The organism is Nocardioides nanhaiensis, from assembly GCF_039542785.1.
GTDB lineage: Bacteria > Actinomycetota > Actinomycetes > Propionibacteriales > Nocardioidaceae > Nocardioides > Nocardioides nanhaiensis.
This window is the reverse complement of sequence record NZ_BAABIM010000001.1, coordinates 76,439-93,411: the sequence shown is the minus strand read 5'-3', so window position 1 is coordinate 93,411 and position 16,973 is coordinate 76,439. Positions and strand designations below refer to the sequence as shown.

The window sequence follows — 16,973 nt, the reverse complement described above, 5'->3', positions numbered from 1 at the left end:
TAACACTCACGGGAGCAGGTCGCGGACCCGGTCGGTGAGGGCGTCGCGGACGGCCTGGGTGACGGCGGCCTCCACCTGCGCCTCGAGCGCGCCCTGGTCGGTGAGGTCGGCGAGCAGGTCGCGCAGGTCCAGGTCCTCGATGGCGCGGGTCAGGACGTCGTCGGTGCTCAGCGCGCCGTCGACCACCGAGGCCGGCAGAGCGCGGACCAGGGACTCCACGAACCCGTTGAGGTCCGCCTGGTCGAGGGCCTCGTCGAGCAGCTCCGAGACCGGCGGCAGGGTGCCGTCGTCGTCCATCTCCTGCACCGCCTGGAGCAGCCCCGCGCGCAGCGCCTCCACCTGGGCGTCGGTCGGCTCCTGCTGCTGGGCCAGCTGCAGCACGAGCGCCTCCCGCGTGACCTCGAGGCGGCACGCGGCGTCGTCGACGCCGATCAGCACGAGTCGCTCGGTGAGCGCCTCGATGCCTTCGGCCTGGGAGTCCACGGCTCGCTCCTGGCACGGGTCGGCCGGCTGCAGCGGCTCGTAGCGGCCGCCCCCGTTGGCCAGCTGGACCGCTAGCACGCCGGCCACCAGGAGCAGCGCCACCACCGGCAGCAGCACGCGCCTCACGCCTCCGCCTCCTGCCGCCGCGCCTGCTGGACCTGAGCCTGCTGACGCCGGCCCGGGAGCGCCACCGACAGCAGCCCCAGCAGCGCCAGACCGGCGCCGGCGAGGAAGGAGTCGCGGAACGCACGGGTGGCGGCGCGCTCCAGCTGCGCGTCGAGGTCGCGCTCCAGCTGGTCGGCCACCGGCTGCTCGGCGGCGGTGAGGTCGAGGGCGTCGAAGGCACGACCGAGGTCGGGGATCTGGTCGCGCTGACCCTCGAGCTCGCGGCCCAGGGCCTCCGCGAGGTCGATGCGCAGCTGCGGCTCCAGCGGGGCGTCGAGCACCAGCGCCGTGATCGCCTCGGTGGCAGGCTGCTCGGCGTCGCGCAGGTCCGCGGTGAAGATCGGCGTCAGGATCGCCAGCCCGACGACGACGCCGAGGTGCCGCGCACCGATCGTCCAGCCGGCGTGCCGCACCCGCGGCAGCCGCAGGTCCATCGCCTGCGCGGTCAACCGGTCGACGGTCAGCCCGAGACCCAGGCCCACGAGCGCCTGCGGCGCCACCGTCCAGCCCAGGTGCGCCGCGGGCAGCAGCGCCAGCGCGGCCAGCCCACCGGCTATCAGCACGCTGCCGGCCACCACCTGGACGCCATGGGGTGCCCGGGTCAGCCTGGCCAGAGGAGCGGCCGCCAGCGCGGCCAGCGGCACCACCGAGACGGTGATGGCGGCCGTGGCGGGCGACTGCCGCCAGCCGTTGACCAGCAGCAGCACCAGCAGGAACAGCGCGGCCGTCAGCGCCGCCGAGAGCAGCGCGAGCGTCAGGTTCGGGCGCACCGCCACCGGGCTGCGGTCGGCCGCCGTCTCCGGGATCTCGGGAAGGGCGTGGACGGCGAGCGCGGCGGGCACCGCCAGCACCGCGAACGGCACCTGCACCACGAAGATCGCCTCCCACGAGATGGCCTCGGTGAGCAGGCCGCCCGCCACCGGGCCCGTGGCCGTGCCGACGACGCCGGCCACGACCCAGGTGGCCACACCGCGGCGCTCACCGCGCTCGGCCACCAGCAGCTCGAGGGCACCGACGAGCGCCAGCGCGCCGCCCAGCGCCTGCAGGCAGCGCGCCGCGATGAGCACGTCGATCGAGCCGGCGACCGCGCACCAGGCCGAGGTGGCGGCGAAGACGGCGATGCCGATCGCCGTCAGCACCCGCGGGCTGCCGCCGCGCAGCCGGAACAGCGCGGCTGCGGGCACGGCGGCCAGACCCAGCACCAGGTTGAAGGCGATCAGCACCCACGCCACCGCGGTGACGGTGGTGTCGAGCTCCAGCAGGATCTCGGGCAGCGCCAGCGTCACGATGGCCGAGTCGGCCAGCACCAGCCCGACCGTGACGGCGAGCAGGGGGACGACGGCGCGGCGCACGCCGCCATCCTGCCCGGCGGTGCGTGAGCCCCTGGGCTCAGGTCGGCGGTCGGGTCACGGGATCTCGGATCGAGCACGCGCTGTCCCTCGCGAGCTCGGGACAGCGATACTCGATCAGCGGGGGTGCGTCAGTCGACCTGCGGGGTCAGGCCGGCGGCCTCGACGCCGGCGACCGCTGCGGCCTCGTCGTTGTCGGAGGTCTCGCCCGAGACGCCGACGGCGCCCAGCAGCGCGCCCGAGGGGTCGCGCACCAGCACGCCACCCGGCACGGGCACGAGCGAGCCGCCGACGGCCGAGGTGGCCGCAGCGATGAAGTAGGGCTGCTGCTCGGCGCGCGCCATCAGCGCGCGGGAGCCGAGACCCAGCGAGATCGCACCGTGCGCCTTGCCGTGGGCGATCTCGAACCGGCGGGTGCTGGAGCCGTCCTCGCGCTCGACGGCGACGACGTGGCCACCGGCGTCGAGGACGACGACGGTGAGCGGCTTGAAGCCGTTGTCGCGACCGTGGGCGCGGGCGGCCGAGACGATGGTGCGGGCGGTCTCGAGGTCGAGGGTCATGCGGTGCCTCCTGGCGGGATGCGGGTGTGTGGGGTGCAGAGCAGTGCTCGCGGTTCAGGCGCCGGCGAGCTGCGCCTTCCGGGCGGCGCGGCGCCGGTGCAGGATCGGCTCGGTGTAGCCCGAGGGCTGCTCGGCGCCGTGCAGCAGCAGGTCGCGTGCGGCCAGGAACGCCTCGCCGTCGAAGGCGGGCGCCATCGCCACGTAGGTGGGGTCGCCGGCGTTCTGCTCGTCGACGACGGCGGCCATGCGGCGCAGCGCCTCCTCCACCTGGTCGGTGGTGACGACGCCGTGGCGCAGCCAGTTGCCCACGTGCTGGCTGGAGATCCGGCAGGTGGCGCGGTCCTCCATCAGCGGGGTGCCGGAGAGGTCGGGCACCTTCGAGCAGCCGACGCCGGCGTCGACCCAGCGCACCACGTACCCGAGCGTGGACTGCACGTTGTTGTCGAGCTCGGCGCGCAGGTCCTCCTCGCTCCACGCGGCCGGGTCGCCCAGCGGGAGCGTGAGCAGCTGGCGCAGCGAGGTGCGACGCCCGCCGGCCTTCAGCTCGTCCTGGCGCGCGAGCACGTCGACCTGGTGGTAGTGGACGGCGTGCAGCGTGGCCGCGGTGGGCGAGGGCACCCAGGCGCAGTTGGCGCCCGCCTTCGGGTGGCCGATCTTCTGCTCCACCATGTCGGCGAGGTCGTCGGGCGCGGCCCACATGCCCTTGCCGATCTGGGCGCGGCCCTGGAAGCCGCACTCGAGGCCGACGTCGACGTTGTTGTCCTCGTAGGCGGCGATCCAGTCGGTGCTCTTCATCGCGGCCTTGCGGACGACGGGCCCGGCGGCGTTGTCGGTGTGGATCTCGTCGCCGGTGCGGTCCAGGAAGCCGGTGTTGATGAACGCGACCCGGTCCGCGGCCGCGGCGATGCAGGCCTTGAGGTTGGCCGAGGTGCGGCGCTCCTCGTCCATGATCCCGATCTTCATGCTGCGCGCGGGCAGCTCGAGCACCTGCTCGGCGCGGGCGAGGATCTCGCAGCCCAGCGCCACCTCGTCGGGTCCGTGCATCTTGGGCTTGACGACGTACATCGCACCGGCGCGGGAGTTGCCGCCGGCGTGCTCGCCGCGCAGGTCGTGCACCGACCCGAGGCCGGTGAACAGGGCGTCGAGGATGCCCTCGGGCACCTCCTGGCCCTCGGCGTCGAGCACGGCGTCGCTGGTCATCAGGTGGCCGACCTGGCGGATCAGCATCAGCGCACGGCCCGGCAGGGTCACCTCGCCGTCGGGGCCGGTGTAGGTGCGGTCCTCGGCGAGGCCGCGGGTGAAGGTCTCGCCGCCCTTGCTGACGTCTGCGGTGAGGGTGCGCTGCATGAGCTGCAGCCAGTTGCGGTAGCCCTGCACCTTGTCGGCGGCGTCGACGGCGGCGACGGAGTCCTCGAGGTCCATGATCGAGGTCAGTGCGGCCTCGAGCACGACGTCCTTGACGCCGGCGCGGTCGGTGCGCCCGATCTGGTGCGTGGGGTCGACCTGGATCTCCAGGTGCAGACCGTGGTGGCGCAGCAGCACCGCGGTGGGCTCGTCGGCCGGGCCCTGGTGCCCCACGTACTGCGCGGGGTCGGCCAGCCGGGCGGTGGTGCCGGCGAGGGTGACCACCAGGCCCTGGTCGTCGACGGCGTAGCCGGTGGCATCGGCGTGGGAGCCCTGCGCCAGCGGCGCGTGCTCGTCGAGCAGCTGCCGGGCGTGGGCGATGACGGCGTCGCCGCGGGTGGGGTTGTAGGAGCTGCCCTGCTCGCGACCCTCGGTCTCGGGGATGACGTCGCTGCCGTAGAGCGCGTCGTAGAGCGAGCCCCAGCGTGCGTTGGCCGCGTTGGCGGCGAAGCGCGCGTTGAGCAGCGGCACCACCAGCTGCGGGCCGGGCACCCGGGCGATCTCGTCGTCGGTGCCCTCGGTGGTGATCGCGACCTGCGCCGGCTCCTCCACCAGGTAGCCGATCTCGCGCAGGAACTCCTCGTAGTGCTCGGGGTCGAGCGGGCTGTGCGCGGGGTTCGCGTGGTAGCCGTCGATCGCGGCCTGCAGCTCCTCGCGGCGGGTGACGGCGGCGCGCACCCGGGGTGCGAGGTCGCCGATCAGGGCGGCCGCACCGCCCCAGAACGCCTCCTCGGTGAGACCGGTGCCGGGCAGGGCCTCCTCGCGGACGAAGGCGTGCAGCTCGGGAGCGACGCTCAGACCGGCCACGTTGACGCGGGACTCCATCAGTTTGACCCCTTGACTCTTTCGCATCCTGGAATGACGATGTCACCTGACGGAACGAACCTAGGGCGAGGAGACGAACCGTGTCAACGGAGGTCGCCGCACCACCCGGTACCCCGACGAGCGCACCGACGAGCGCACCGGCCGCCACCTCGACGGCCGCTGGCGGTGTGCAGTCGCTGCACCGGGCGCTCGACGTCGTCGAGGCGGTCGCCGCGCTCACCCAGGCCGGAGGCCGGGGGTGCTCCCTGGCGGAGATCGCCGAGGCCACCGCGCTGCCGGCCCCCACGATCCACCGCCTCGCCGGCACCCTGGTGGAGCGCGGCTACCTGCGCCGCCTGGCCGACCGGCGCTACGGGTTGGGGTTCCGGCTCGTCCCGCTGGGCGCCACGGCCCAGCTGCAGGTGGGCGCCGAGGCCGACCAGGTCCTGGCCGACCTGGTCGCCGAGCTCGGCGAGTCGGCCAACCTGGCCGTGCTGGCCGGGCACCAGGCCGAGTACGTCGCCCAGGCGCCGGCGCGCTTCGCCATGCGGATGTTCACCGAGGTGGGCCGCCGCGTCGACCTGCACAGCACCGGCGTCGGCAAGGCCCTGCTGGCCCAGCTCGACGACGACGCCGTCCGCGCAGCCGTGCGCCGCGCCGGCATGACGCGGCGCACCGAGCACACCCTCACCACGCCCGAGGACCTGCTGGCCCGGCTGCGCGAGGTGCGTGCGCAGGGCTACGCCCTCGACGAGCAGGAGCAGGAGCTCGGCGTGCGCTGCGTCGCCGTCGCGCTCAATCCGCCCGGCCTCGGCATGGCTCTCTCGGTCTCGGGCCCGCTCACCCGGATGGGCGAGGACGTGGTGGCTCGCGCGGTGCCGCTGCTGCAGGCCGCCGCCGACCGGCTCGCCGCCGCGCTCGACCCGACGTCCAGCACCCAGACCGACCCCTGACCAACCACCCGCGCACGACCCTGCACACCAGAACCTCGGAGATTGGTGGATCGATGACCCTCACCCAGCTGGACCTCACCGCGCTGCTCGACGCCCTGCCGCAGGACGCGGTGATCACCGACCCCGACCGGATGGCCAGCTACCTGCTGGACCGCGCCAACGCGCCCGACGGCGGCACGCCCGCCGCGGTCGTGCGCGCCACCTGCACCGAGGACGTGCAGGCCGCGGTGCGGTTCGCCGTCGCGAACGGCCTCAAGGTCGTCACCCGCGGCGCCGGCAGCGGGCTCTCCGGCGGCGCGACCGCGCTGGAGGGCTGCCTGATGGTGAGCACCGAGCGGATGCGCGAGATCGACATCGACCCCCGCACCCGCACCGTGCGGGTCCAGCCGGGCCTGATGAACGCCGAGGTCAAAGCCGAGGTGGCCAAGGAGGGTCTGTGGTACCCGCCGGACCCCTCCTCCTACGAGATCTGCTCCATCGGCGGCAACGTGGCCACCAACGCCGGCGGCCTGTGCTGCGTCAAGTACGGCGTCACCACCGACTACGTGCTCGGCCTCACCGTGGTGCTGGCCGACGGCACCGCCGTGACCCTGGGCGGCCCGCGCATCAAGGACAAGGCCGGCCTGCCGCTGGTCAAGCTGTTCGTGGGCAGCGAGGGCACGCTGGGCATCGTCACCGAGGCCGTGCTCAAGCTGCTCCCCGCGCAGCGCACCCCCTGCACGATGGTCGCCACCTTCGGCAAGCTCGACAACGCCACCGACGCCGTCGCGGAGATCCAGCGCGGACTGCGCCCCTCGATGCTGGAGTTCATGGACAAGGCATGCATCAACGCCGTCGAGGACCTCACCAAGATGGGCCTGGACCGCGAGGCCGAGGCGCTGCTGGTGATCCAGTCCGACGAGTCCACCGCGGCCGCCGTCGAGGAGCTCGCCACGATCGAGGCGATCTGCCAGAAGCACCACGCCACCGAGGTCTTCACCACCGAGGACCCCGAGGAGGGCGAGGCGTTCGTGACCGCCCGTCGCATGGCGATCCCCGCCGTCGAGGCCAAGGGCTCGCTGCTGCTCGAGGACGTCGGCGTGCCGCTTCCCCAGCTCTCGGCGCTGGTCGACGGCATCGCCGCGATCGCCGCGAACCGGCAGGTGGAGATCGCCGTGGTGGCGCACGCCGGCGACGGCAACACCCACCCGCTGATCGTCTTCGACCCCTCCGACGCCGACCACGCCGCCCGCGCCCAGCAGGCCTACGGCGAGGTGATGAGCCTGGCGATCGAGCTCGGCGGCACCATCACCGGCGAGCACGGCGTCGGCCGGCTGAAGAAGCCCTGGCTCGGTGCGCAGCTCGGCGACGACGCCATGGCGCTCAACCAGCGCATCAAGGACGCCCTCGACCCGACCGGCATCTTCAACCCGGGGACGATGTTCGAGGGCTGAGCGTCAGCCGCGGCGCACGCGCGTGGGTCCGACCTCGTCGGCGTCGCGGCCGGTGCGCCTCTCGGTGAGGACGCCGACCTTCACGGTGCCGGCGGTGGGGCCCAGGCAGCGCTGGGGCACCGAGACGTCGAGCCCGCGGCGACCCACGTCGATCCGCAGACCCTCGCAGGTGCGCCTCTCCACGCCGTCCTCGGTCAGCCGGCCGAGCAGCCGACCCGGGCGCTCCCCGCGCACCGAGCTCCAGCCGACGACGAACAGGTCGTCGCGGCGGGCGCCGGTGCCGCCCACGAACGCGTAGACCGAGGTGCGCTGCCGGTCGAAGCGCCCCAGGTCGACCGCCACGTTCAAGCGGGTCGGACGGTTGTCGATCGTGACGTAGCGGATGTCCAGCTCGGGGGCGGTGTCGCCCGGCGGCTCGGCCAGGTCGGCTCGCTCGGCGTGTGCGGCCCCCGGCACCAGCAGGGCGAGCGAGGTCAGGGAGGCGAGCAGGGCCGAGGTCGCCGTCGCGCGGCGCGAGGTGGTGGTCACCAGCGGAACCTAGGTCCACCACCCCTGGACGCGACGACGCCGCGCCGTCCGGGCCGGAGCCTGGACGACGCGGCGTCGCCTGGGTCGTGCTGGGTCGTGCTGGGTCGTGCTGGTCCTCAGCCGATCAGGTCGTCCAGCGCCCGCTCGAGCAGCGTGGCCCGGGCGGCGTCGGAGGCCAGCTGCTCCAGGCCGAAGCCCAGCAGCAGCGTGTCGTCGGTGGAGGTGGCGGCGATGTTCTCGATCAGGTTGGGCCCGATCTGCCACTCCGCACCACCGGCGGGGCTCGAGGCCGGAGCCTCGCCCGGAGCCCACTGGCTGGTCTCGCCCTCGAAGCCGTCGGCGTCCTCGACGCCGTCGATCACCACGCGGGTGTCGTCGACGAAGGCACCGATGCCGCCGGTGCCGGGGTCGCTGACGTAGGTGATCGAGAGCTCCACCTCGCTGCCCGCGAAGCCGGAGAGGTCGAAGGCCAGCTGCTGCCAGCCGTCGCTGTCACCGGTGAGCGCGTTCCACTTCTGCTCGGGGTTGCTGCAGTCCTGGCCCAGGTAGGTCTCCAGGAAGGGGTGCAGCGTGAGCAGGAAGCTGCCGGCCTCGCACTCGGCGGGAGTCGCGGTGCTGGTGGCACCGCCCGCCTCGGGCAGGGTCACCCAGTCCTCGCCGCCGGCGGTCCGGGCCTCCACGACCATGAAGTCGTAGTCGGGCTCGATCACCCACGAGGCCTGGAACTGCAGCTGCGCCGCGGTGGCGTCCGCGGGGACGTCCACGGTGCGGGTCAGCCGCGAGTACGAGCTGTCCTGGTGCAGGACCCCCGCGTACCGCTCGCCCTCGATCGGCGAGTACGGACCGCCCGGCTCGACGGCGTACTGCGCCGCCTCGTTGCTGGCGAACAGCGGGAACTGCTCGCGCGGCAGCACCTCGCTGGTGGGCGTGAAGACGCCGACCTCGTCGAGCGGGTTGGCACCCTCGACGACGGGGCCGCCGAGCTCGCCGGTGTAGCCGTCCAGCGGGGAGCCGGTGCCCTCGACGGCCGAGGGGCCGCCGGTGCTGACCCGGCTGAACGCGCCGAGGTAGTACTGGCGGAAGTCGTCGGCCATGATCAGGCAGTCCTCGAAGAAGCCCGAGGAGTCGCCGCCGGGCCGCTCGGCCACCGTGCACTCGGCGGTCGGGTCGCCGTTGAGACCGTAGTACAGACCACCGACCGAGTCGCTGATCCCGGGCAGGCCCTCGTACTGCGCGGTCTCGCCGGCGTGCACCAGCTTGCCGCCCTCGTTGAGGTAGTCGCGGACCGCGATCGTCAGGTACTGCTGACGCTCGGCGACCGAGACGTCGGGGAGGTCGCCGAACGGCGTCGAGGTCAGCTCGTCCTCGGGGTCCTGGGTGATGCGGTTGTCACCGAGGTACCAGAGCACCGCGTCGTAGTGCGAGAGAGCGCCGAGGTGGTGCGGCACGCCCTTCTGGTCGACGTCCCAGGTGTCGGCGTCGTAGCCGGCCGCCTCGACGGCGGCGACGTGGGCGTCGAGGTACTTGGGCGCGTCCGTGCCCTCCGGGTAGGTGGGGTTGACGCCGGTGTAGTCCTCGTTGGCCACGATCAGCACGTCGCCACCGGTGCCCCCCTGCACCCGGTAGGTGAAGGGCTTGCTGGTGACGGTGCGGAACTTCGCCTTCTTGCCCTTGCGGGGGATGCGCTTCTCGCCGGTGAACCAGACGCGGACGTTCTGACCCGCCCGGGCGCCGCGGACGACGCCGCGGTACTCGGCGAGGTAGTTGACGTTCTCGCGCCCGTAGCGCTCACCGCCGCGCCAGATTCTGGCGGGCACGGTCTTGGCCTTGGCGCCGCCGATGCGGTACTTGAGCTTGAGCTTCTTCAGCGCCCGCTTGGCGGTCACCGCGACGGTCTGGGGCGAGCCGAGCGAGACGGTGAACGGGTCGGTCTTGAAGTTGGGCACGTTCCTGCCGACGCTCGACCGCGGGTCGTCCGGGTCACCGGCCGACCGTGCGAGCGAGAGCGCGAACGGGATGTTCTTGCGGAACTCCGCCTCCACGAGGCGCTCGTCGTCGGGGAACTCGAAGACGCTGCCGCAGTCGGTGCGCTCCCACTCGTCACCCTCCACCGAGTCCGACGCCGACTCGCAGGTGGCCATCTCGGGGGTGAAGGCGAGCACGCCGGCCTGGTCGGCGAGCGTGTCGTTGGTGTCGCCGTTGGTGGTGTAGAGCTCGGCGGAGAGGTCGGGGTCGTAGCCCGGCACCGCCGGCTTGGCGTCGTTGCCCGCCAGCGCCTCGTAGATGAGGTCGTCGGGGCTGGGCGTGGCCACCTGGAAGCCGGTGCCGTAGAGCAGCAGCTCGGCGGCCGAGTGGTAGTTGAGGGCGAAGTCGAACTTCACGCGCTTGGCGAACCGGACGAGGGCCTTGGTCTCGGGCTCCGAAGCCGGCCCGCGGCCGCGGAACGTCTCGCCCGACGGGACCGGCGAGGAGCCCTCGTTGTCGTAGCCCCACTTCTCGGGGAAGTTGCGGTTGATGTCGACGCCGTCGCCGGGCGTCGTCTGGCCGTCGCCGTTGTTGTCGCGCAGGTTCTTGCGCCACAGGCGGTTGCCCTCGGTGAAGGTGAAGTCGTAGCCGTCGGGGTTGGCCACCGGCAGGAACCACAGCTCGTTGTCGCTGACCAGCTTGCGCATGGCGGGCTTGGTGCGCAGCTCCTTGAGCACGTGCTGGAGCAGGCGCGTGGTCATCTCGGGGGTGATCCACTCGCGCGCGTGCTGGGCGGAGAAGTAGAGGACCGAGGGACGGCGACCGTCGCGCACCTTGCGGGCGTCCTTGGTGACCTTGATCGCCGAGATGTCCTGGCCGTTGAGGCTCTTGCCGATGCTGACCAGCTTCGTGTAGCGCGGGTACTTCTTGGCGGTCGCCCGCAGCTCGGCCTGGAGCCCGCCGGGGCCGGCGTACTTCTGCCAGACCTCGTAGCCCGCAGCCGCGGCGGCGTCGGCGCGCTGGGTGATCGTCTGACCCTCGATGCGCTTGAGCTCGAGGTCGACACCCTGCTTGGCGAGCTCGTCGGCCTGCTCGCCGCTGAGCACCACCTCGACCTCGACCTGCTTGGTGCCACCCTCCGCCTCGGTGGGCTCCAGCTGGAGCTCGTGACGGTCGATGCCGGTGGCCACGAGGTCTTCCACCTGGCTGGCGGTGACCTGGCCGGTGTACACCTCCAGCCGGTCTCCGGCCGGCGCCAACGCGGCGGCGGGAGCCGCCGGAGCGGCCACGGAACCAGGGGTGAAGGCCGTGAGGATGCCCGCGGTGAGGGCTCCGGCCGTGGACAGGGCGAACAGGGGTGAGGCTCGACGCATGGGCGCTCTCTTCTCCGAGTGGGGTGTGCGCAATCTCGACCTCTCGCGTGGCGGTGTCAAGGGTCGTGGCCGATCCGTTGCCGAGCTGGGTCCGGCGCGGTCCGCCGCGCGGACGCGTAGGTTGCCGGCATGCCACCGGTGCGCCTGACCACCCGCCAGGCGCGGCGGCTCTGTGTGCGGGCCCAGCTGCTCGACCGCCCCCGGCCCACGGACCTGCTCGCCGTCGTCCGGCACCTGACCCTGCTGCAGCACGACCCCACCGACGCCGTCGCACCGAGCGCCGACCTGGTGCTCTTCTCGCGGCTCGGCCCGGGCTACGACCCCGCGGAGCTGCGCGAGGCGCTGGACACCCAGCAGCTCGTGCAGCTGCGGGGCGACGTGCGCCCGGCCGAGGACCTGGTGCTGTTCCGTGCCGAGATGGCGCTGTGGCCCGGGCCCGAGCCGTGGCGGCCCTGGCAGGAGCAGCTGGTGGCCTGGGTCGAGGTCAACGCACCGTTCCGCCACGACGTGCTGGCCGCGCTGCGCTCGGACGGCCCGCTGCCGGCCGCGGAGCTGCCGGACACCTGCGTGGAGCCGTGGGCCTCCTCGGGGTGGAACAACGACCGCAACCTCAACCGGATGCTCGACCTGCTGGTGCAGCGCGGCGAGGTCGCCGTCGCCGACGGATGGGGCCGCGACCGCCGCTACGACCTCGCCGAGCGGGTCTACCCCGACGTTGCACCCGTCCCCTTCGAGGAGGCGGCCCGCGAGCGCGACCGCCGTCGACTCGCCTCGCTGGGTGTGGCGCACGAGAGAGCGCCGGTCGCGAACGGGCAGCGGATGGCGGTGGGCGATGTCGGGCTCCCGGCGGAGGTCGACGGCATCGGCGGTTGGCGCGTGGACCCTGTGCTCGCCGAGAGGGTCGACGAGCCGTTCCCCGGCCGTTGCGCGCTGCTCTCGCCGTTCGACCGCCTGGTCTACGACCGCAAGCGGATGGCCGAGCTGCTCGACTTCGACTACGTGCTGGAGATGTACAAGCCGGCCGCCAAGCGTCGCTGGGGCTACTACGCGCTGCCCGTGCTCGACGGCGACCAGCTGGTCGGCAAGCTCGACGCCACCGCCGACCGCCGCGACGGCGTCCTGCGCGTGCACGCACTGCACCGCGACGGCGACTGGTCGGCCGCCCGGGAGTCCCGCGTCCGCCGCGAGGTCGCCCACCTCGCCGCCTGGCTAGGGCTGGAGGTGGATGGGCTGTAGCGGACGCATGTTACTGACTGTCAGGACTAGTAGGAGCGGTCGTGGAGACCCCGTGTACTACTCCCCGGAGTCAGTAACATGCGCGGGAGCCGGCTCTCTCCAGGGTCTGGACCGAGGCCACCTCGGGCACGCACATGCCCTGCTGCCACGCGCCGTGGTGCACGCGCACGGTCGCGGCGCTCCCGGCATCGGGCTCTCAGCTGCACGACCGCGGTGCCGGTGCCGCCCGCGAAGCGGAAGGACGCCGAGCGCACGTCGCGACCAGCCGGCGCCTCACCTGACCCTCCGCAGGGTGAACCCGGTGGTCCCGCGACAGTTGCCCTGGTCGTACTCGAAGCTGCCCTCGATGATGCGGTCACGCTGGAGCCGCATCGCGACGCTCGTGACGACGTCCGTGCGCCACCCGCCGTCGGGGTCGACGATCGTCCGGTCGACCCAGCCGTAACGGTTGATGTCGGTCGCCGGCAGGCGCATGTCGAGGTACTGGACCCCGCCGGGGCCGCTGAAGCACTCGCCGGGCAACCGCATCCGGAAGCGCCGCACCTGGCCCTCACGCACCACCAGCGAGACGCGGGGCCCGGTGCCGGCGAACCGGCCCGGAGCGACGACGCCCGGCACCCGCAGCGCGATGCCGCGGGTCCGCGACCCGGAGGCGTCGGATCCGTCGAACGCGACCGCGGTGACCCGGAGGTAGGTGCGCGCGCCCGTCATCCGCCGGTCGACGGCGTCACCTCCGGCGCGCAGCACGATCGCCGTCTGCGTGGTCTCACCGGGCTCGAGGGCGTCGATCGGCGCCGTGCGCAGCTGGGCGATCCGGGGGCCCCGGGCGAGCAGCTCCACGCTGCGCACCGTCGACTCGCCCAGGTTGGTCACCTGGACGCGCACGCGGGCCCGGCGGTTCAGGTACAGCGGATCGTCCAGGACGACGACGCGCAGGGCGCCGGCCTCACTGCGCTCGCCGCCGGGGGCGACCGCACCGTCGTCCGACCGGCCCGCGGGCGTCGTCGCACCGGCAGGCGCGAGTCCCAGGCCCAGCGCAAGGCACGTCACGCCCGCCATGGCACCCGCCCACCGACTCGTCGAGGTCGTCCGTCGCTGATCCATCTCGGCCCCCCAGCCTCGCCGGCCGCCGTGGCCCCGCGTCACCGGCACGCTAGTGCCCGACGCTCGCGCGCGGTGGAGAACGCGACACCGGGTGGACCAGTCCGCCCGCGACCGCGTGGTGTGGGTCACAGCCCGGCGGGGAAAGAACCTGGACATGACTCCCTCCCCCCGACGGCTGCTCGCCGTCACCGCCGCCACCGCCGCCCTCCTCGCCGCCACCTGGGCGCCCGGAGCAGTCGCCTCCGCGCCCACCCCCGACGTCGGCACCACCGCCGCCGCCCCGCAGCAGACCGTCGCCGTCTCCCCCGCCACCGTCGAGCGGCGCGCCTACACCCGCACCCAGCGCACCACCCGGGCCAACGCGCTGCTGAACACCACCCAGGCCACCTTCCAGGCTGCCAAGAACCGGACCAAGACCGGCATCGACGCTACGTTCAACTGGTCCGACGACGGATGCAGCGCCCCCGCGGGCGGCGCCGGCTACTCCGACCGCTTCCGCAACGCGTGCGAGCGCCACGACTTCGGGTACCGCAACATGGGCTGGGGCTACTACACGTCCAAGAACCTGGCGCTCTCCTCGACGTCGGCCACCAAGGACCGGATCGACTCGATCTTCCTGGCCGACATGCGGCGCACCTGCGGCACCTCGAGCGGGTGCCTGAGCGCCGCCCAGGTGTTCTACGCCGCCGTGCGCAAGGCCGGGCAGGCGCAGACGTCGTTCTACAAGGGCGAGTGCCAGCCCGGCTACCTCTGCCTGTTCGACGACGACAACTACCAGGACCGTCGCGTGCGGCTGACCGCCTCCGAGGACGACATGAAGGACATCAGCTTCGGCGACAAGACCTCCTCGGTGCGCAACACCTCCGGCGTGGCCTGGCGCATCTACGACGACGCCGGCTACTCCGACCGCAGCGTGTGCGTGGTGCGCAACGGCTTCTCCACGAACCTCGACGAGTTCGACTTCGGCGACAAGACCAGCTCGGCGCGCCGCTACACCGGCTCCGGCTGCCCCTGATCCGCAGCCGATCCCTCCAGCACCTCGCGCAGCCGGGCCGCGAACGCCTCCGGCTCACCCTGCTGACCGAACTCGCCGCCGAGGAACCCGGCGTGGTGGCTGGGAAATACCACCAGCTCGCTGCCCATCGCCTCGGCCAGCCCGGCGGCGGCGCGGCCGGTGAACCCCTGGCGTGACTCCACCCCGCACGCCACGAGGACTCGGGTGGGCGCGGCGCGCAGGGCCTCGAGGTCGGGCTCGTAGGGCACGCAGCTGGCGTTGTTGAGACCGAACAGCGGGTCACGACGGGTGCCGTCGTCGTCGGTGCCGAGGCCGAAGGCGGCGGGGTCGGGGGCCGGCGCCGCCAGGTGCTCGGCCGTGATCGGGCCCTGGATCGAGACGTAGGTGATGAACGCGGCCGTCGCCGGGCCGAAGCCCTCGCGCCGGTAGGTGGCACCCAGCTCGGTGTTGACCTCCAACCAGAGCTCCCGGTCGGGCAGGAACGCCGCCATCGGGGGCTCGTGCGCCACCAGGGTGCTCACCAGCTCGGGGCGGGCCGTCACCAGCGCCAGCAGGTTGACGGCGCCGCCGCTGCTGCCGAAGGCCTGCACCTGCGCCAGCCCGAGGGCGTCGAGGACGGCGGCGACGTCGGCCGCGTGGTCCTGCGGCGTGGTCGCGGTGACCGCGGGGTCCAGGGTGCTGCGTCCGGCTCCGCGCGGGTCGTAGGTGACCACGACGCGGTCGGGGAAGTGCGCACGCAGCGAGGTGAAGCCCTCCGCGCTCATCGGCGAGCCCACCAGCAGCAGCGGAGGCCGGCCGGGGTCGGGCGCGAGGGGTCCCGCCGGATCGTGGACGTCGTAGGCCAGGAGGGCGCCGTCGCGCTCGAGGGTGTGGGTGTGTGTGCTGGTCATGCTGCTCCGACCGCCGCCGGCCGCCGTACTCATCGGCGCGACCGCTCGGCGTCGAGACGCCCGGCGAGACCCTCGAGCAGCAGGTCGAGCCCGTAGCCGAACTCGTCGGCGTAGTCGTAGTCGCCCTCGGCGGTCAGCGTGCGGGCGCTCTCGGCGAGGTGGGGGTACTCCCCGTCGGGCAGCTCGAGTGCCGCCGCGAAGTCGCCGGCGCTCTCGCCCGCCTCGAAGGGGAGGGTCTGCTCGACGAGCACGAAGCCGTAGACGTAGGCGTCGATGGCCGAGAACGCGTGGGCGGCGAGGCGCGCGCCGAAGCCCTGCGTGCGCAGGCACCCCAGGACGGCGTCGTGGTGGCGCAGCAGTGCGGGGCCCGGGGTGCGCCGCGACTCCACCAGGCCCAGCGCCCACGGGTGGGCAGCCAGCGCCGCGCGCGCCGAGGTGGCGCGGCGCTCCATGGCGGGGCGCCACGCCTCCTCGGGCAGGGGCAGCTCCACCTGGGTGAAGATCCAGTCGGTGAGGGCGTCGAGCAGGTGCTCCTTGTTGCGCACGTGGTGGTAGAGCGACATCGCCTCGACGCCGAGCTCGCGGCCCACCCCGCGCATGCTGACGGCGCCGAGGCCGCCCGCGTCGGCCACGCGCACCGCCGCCTCGACGACCGCGTGGGCGCTCAAGGCCGGGCGTCTGCTGTCGCTCACTCGGATCCCCCTCGCTTTCTTACGCCCGTAAGGCTACGCTGCACGCCCAGGCTTACAGGTGTAAGGAGACGCGGATGCGCGCAGCAGTGGTGCAGCGGTACGGGCCGCCCGAGGTGGTCGCGGTGCAGGAGGTACCGGCGCCGGAGCCCAGACGGGGCCAGCTGCGCGTGCGGGTGCACGCCACCCCGGTCACCTCCGGCGACGCCCGCATCCGCGGCGCACGCTTCCCTCCCGGCTTCGCCGTGCCCGCCCGGCTCGCGCTCGGCCTGCGCGCACCCCGACGCCCGGTGCTGGGCGTCTGCTTCTCCGGCGTCGTCGACGCCGTCGGCCCCGGCACCGACAGCACGGCACCGGCCGTGGGCCAGGCCGTCTGCGGCATGACCGGGGTGCGCATGGGCGCGCACGCCGAGCAGGTGGTCGTGAGGACCGACCACGCCGTCCCGGTGCCGGCCGGTGTGAGCCACGACGACGCCGCGGCCATGCTCTTCGGCGGCACCACCGCGCTGCCCTACCTGCGCGACAAGGGTCGGCTGGTGGCCGGTCACCGGGTGCTGGTGATCGGCGCCTCCGGCGCGGTCGGCACCAACGCGGTGCAGCTGGCGCGGCACCTCGGGGCCGAGGTCACCGGGGTCTGCAGCCCCCGCAACGCCGACCTGGTAGCGGGCCTGGGTGCGACCGAGGTGATCCACCAGGTGCCCGGCAGCGGCGCCTACGACGTGGTGCTGGACGCCGTCGGCGTGCTCACGCCCGCCTCGGGGCGCGTGCTCCTGACGCCCGAGGGACGGCTGCTGCTGGCCGTCGCCAGCCTGGGGCAGACCCTGGGTGCCCGGGGTCGGGTGCAGGCCGGGCCTGCGCCCGAGAGACCCGCCGACGTAGCCGAGCTGCTGGGCCTGGTGGCCGCCGGACACCTGCGCGCCATCGTCGAGCAGACCTACGGCCTGGACGACGTGGTGGCCGCCCACGCGCGCGTCGACTCCGGCCGCAAGGTCGGCAACCTGGTGCTGCGACCGACCTGACCC

Annotated in this window: 14 protein-coding genes; 5 read left to right on the top strand and 9 right to left on the bottom strand. The window is 73.4% G+C overall.

Annotated elements, in window-relative coordinates:
* Window positions 1–6: 6 nt before the first annotated feature.
* From ABD948_RS00370 to ABD948_RS00355, 4 genes are all read right to left on the bottom strand, one after another.
* The gene (locus ABD948_RS00370) at window positions 7–609 is read right to left on the bottom strand and encodes a hypothetical protein (RefSeq protein ID WP_345262052.1); all 603 of its coding nucleotides are present in this window, start codon (window positions 607–609) and stop codon (window positions 7–9) included.
* Window positions 606–2,000 (bottom strand): MFS transporter, encoded by a 1,395-nt coding sequence (locus ABD948_RS00365; protein ID WP_345262051.1) that lies wholly within the window; start codon window positions 1,998–2,000, stop codon window positions 606–608. The genes ABD948_RS00370 and ABD948_RS00365 overlap by 4 nt, the downstream gene beginning before the upstream one ends.
* Before the next feature lie 128 nt (window positions 2,001–2,128).
* The gene (locus ABD948_RS00360) at window positions 2,129–2,557 is read right to left on the bottom strand and encodes a GlcG/HbpS family heme-binding protein (protein ID WP_345262050.1); all 429 of its coding nucleotides are present in this window, start codon (window positions 2,555–2,557) and stop codon (window positions 2,129–2,131) included.
* A 54-nt stretch (window positions 2,558–2,611) separates the two neighbouring features.
* Window positions 2,612–4,786 (bottom strand): malate synthase G, encoded by a 2,175-nt coding sequence (locus ABD948_RS00355; RefSeq protein WP_345262049.1) that lies wholly within the window; start codon window positions 4,784–4,786, stop codon window positions 2,612–2,614.
* 80 nt (window positions 4,787–4,866) lie between these two features.
* On the opposite strand from ABD948_RS00355, the gene ABD948_RS00350 reads away from it, so the two are divergent.
* Window positions 4,867–5,718: an IclR family transcriptional regulator gene (locus ABD948_RS00350; RefSeq protein ID WP_345262048.1), complete on the top strand. Its 852-nt coding sequence runs from the start codon at window positions 4,867–4,869 to the stop codon at window positions 5,716–5,718.
* 53 nt (window positions 5,719–5,771) lie between these two features.
* Complete coding sequence (locus tag ABD948_RS00345; RefSeq protein ID WP_345262047.1) at window positions 5,772–7,151, top strand: FAD-binding oxidoreductase; 1,380 nt, start codon at window positions 5,772–5,774, stop codon at window positions 7,149–7,151.
* Window positions 7,152–7,154: 3 nt separating this feature from the next.
* On the opposite strand, the gene ABD948_RS00340 is transcribed toward ABD948_RS00345, so the two are convergent.
* Both ABD948_RS00340 and ABD948_RS00335 read right to left on the bottom strand, forming a co-directional pair.
* Window positions 7,155–7,679 (bottom strand): hypothetical protein, encoded by a 525-nt coding sequence (locus tag ABD948_RS00340; RefSeq protein ID WP_345262046.1) that lies wholly within the window; start codon window positions 7,677–7,679, stop codon window positions 7,155–7,157.
* Between the two features lie 116 nt (window positions 7,680–7,795).
* Window positions 7,796–11,017 carry a M14 family metallopeptidase gene (locus tag ABD948_RS00335; protein ID WP_345262045.1) on the bottom strand — a complete coding sequence of 1,074 codons (3,222 nt, stop codon included), beginning with the start codon at window positions 11,015–11,017 and terminating at the stop codon, window positions 7,796–7,798.
* A 129-nt stretch (window positions 11,018–11,146) separates the two neighbouring features.
* Between ABD948_RS00335 and ABD948_RS00330 the strand changes: the two genes are divergently transcribed.
* Entirely contained in the window at window positions 11,147–12,253 is a 1,107-nt protein-coding gene (locus ABD948_RS00330) for a DNA glycosylase AlkZ-like family protein (protein WP_345262044.1), read from the top strand.
* A gap of 273 nt (window positions 12,254–12,526) precedes the next feature.
* On the opposite strand, the gene ABD948_RS00325 is transcribed toward ABD948_RS00330, so the two are convergent.
* On the bottom strand, window positions 12,527–13,303 hold the full coding sequence (locus tag ABD948_RS00325; protein ID WP_345262043.1) for a hypothetical protein: 777 nt from the start codon (window positions 13,301–13,303) through the stop codon (window positions 12,527–12,529).
* 208 nt (window positions 13,304–13,511) lie between these two features.
* Here ABD948_RS00325 and ABD948_RS00320 point away from each other — a divergent pair, with 208 nt between their 5' ends.
* Window positions 13,512–14,372, top strand: a complete 861-nt coding sequence (locus ABD948_RS00320) for a phospholipase A2 (RefSeq protein WP_345262042.1) — start codon at window positions 13,512–13,514, stop codon at window positions 14,370–14,372.
* On the opposite strand, the gene ABD948_RS00315 is transcribed toward ABD948_RS00320, so the two are convergent.
* Both ABD948_RS00315 and ABD948_RS00310 read right to left on the bottom strand, forming a co-directional pair.
* Window positions 14,348–15,262: an alpha/beta fold hydrolase gene (locus ABD948_RS00315; RefSeq protein ID WP_345262041.1), complete on the bottom strand. Its 915-nt coding sequence runs from the start codon at window positions 15,260–15,262 to the stop codon at window positions 14,348–14,350. The genes ABD948_RS00320 and ABD948_RS00315 overlap by 25 nt on opposite strands.
* Before the next feature lie 29 nt (window positions 15,263–15,291).
* A complete protein-coding gene (locus tag ABD948_RS00310) occupies window positions 15,292–15,954 on the bottom strand; it encodes a TetR/AcrR family transcriptional regulator (protein WP_345262040.1) in 663 nt (220 codons plus the stop codon).
* A gap of 74 nt (window positions 15,955–16,028) precedes the next feature.
* Here ABD948_RS00310 and ABD948_RS00305 point away from each other — a divergent pair, with 74 nt between their 5' ends.
* Entirely contained in the window at window positions 16,029–16,970 is a 942-nt protein-coding gene (locus tag ABD948_RS00305; protein WP_345262039.1) for an NAD(P)-dependent alcohol dehydrogenase, read from the top strand.
* The last annotated feature ends 3 nt before the right edge of the window (window positions 16,971–16,973 follow it).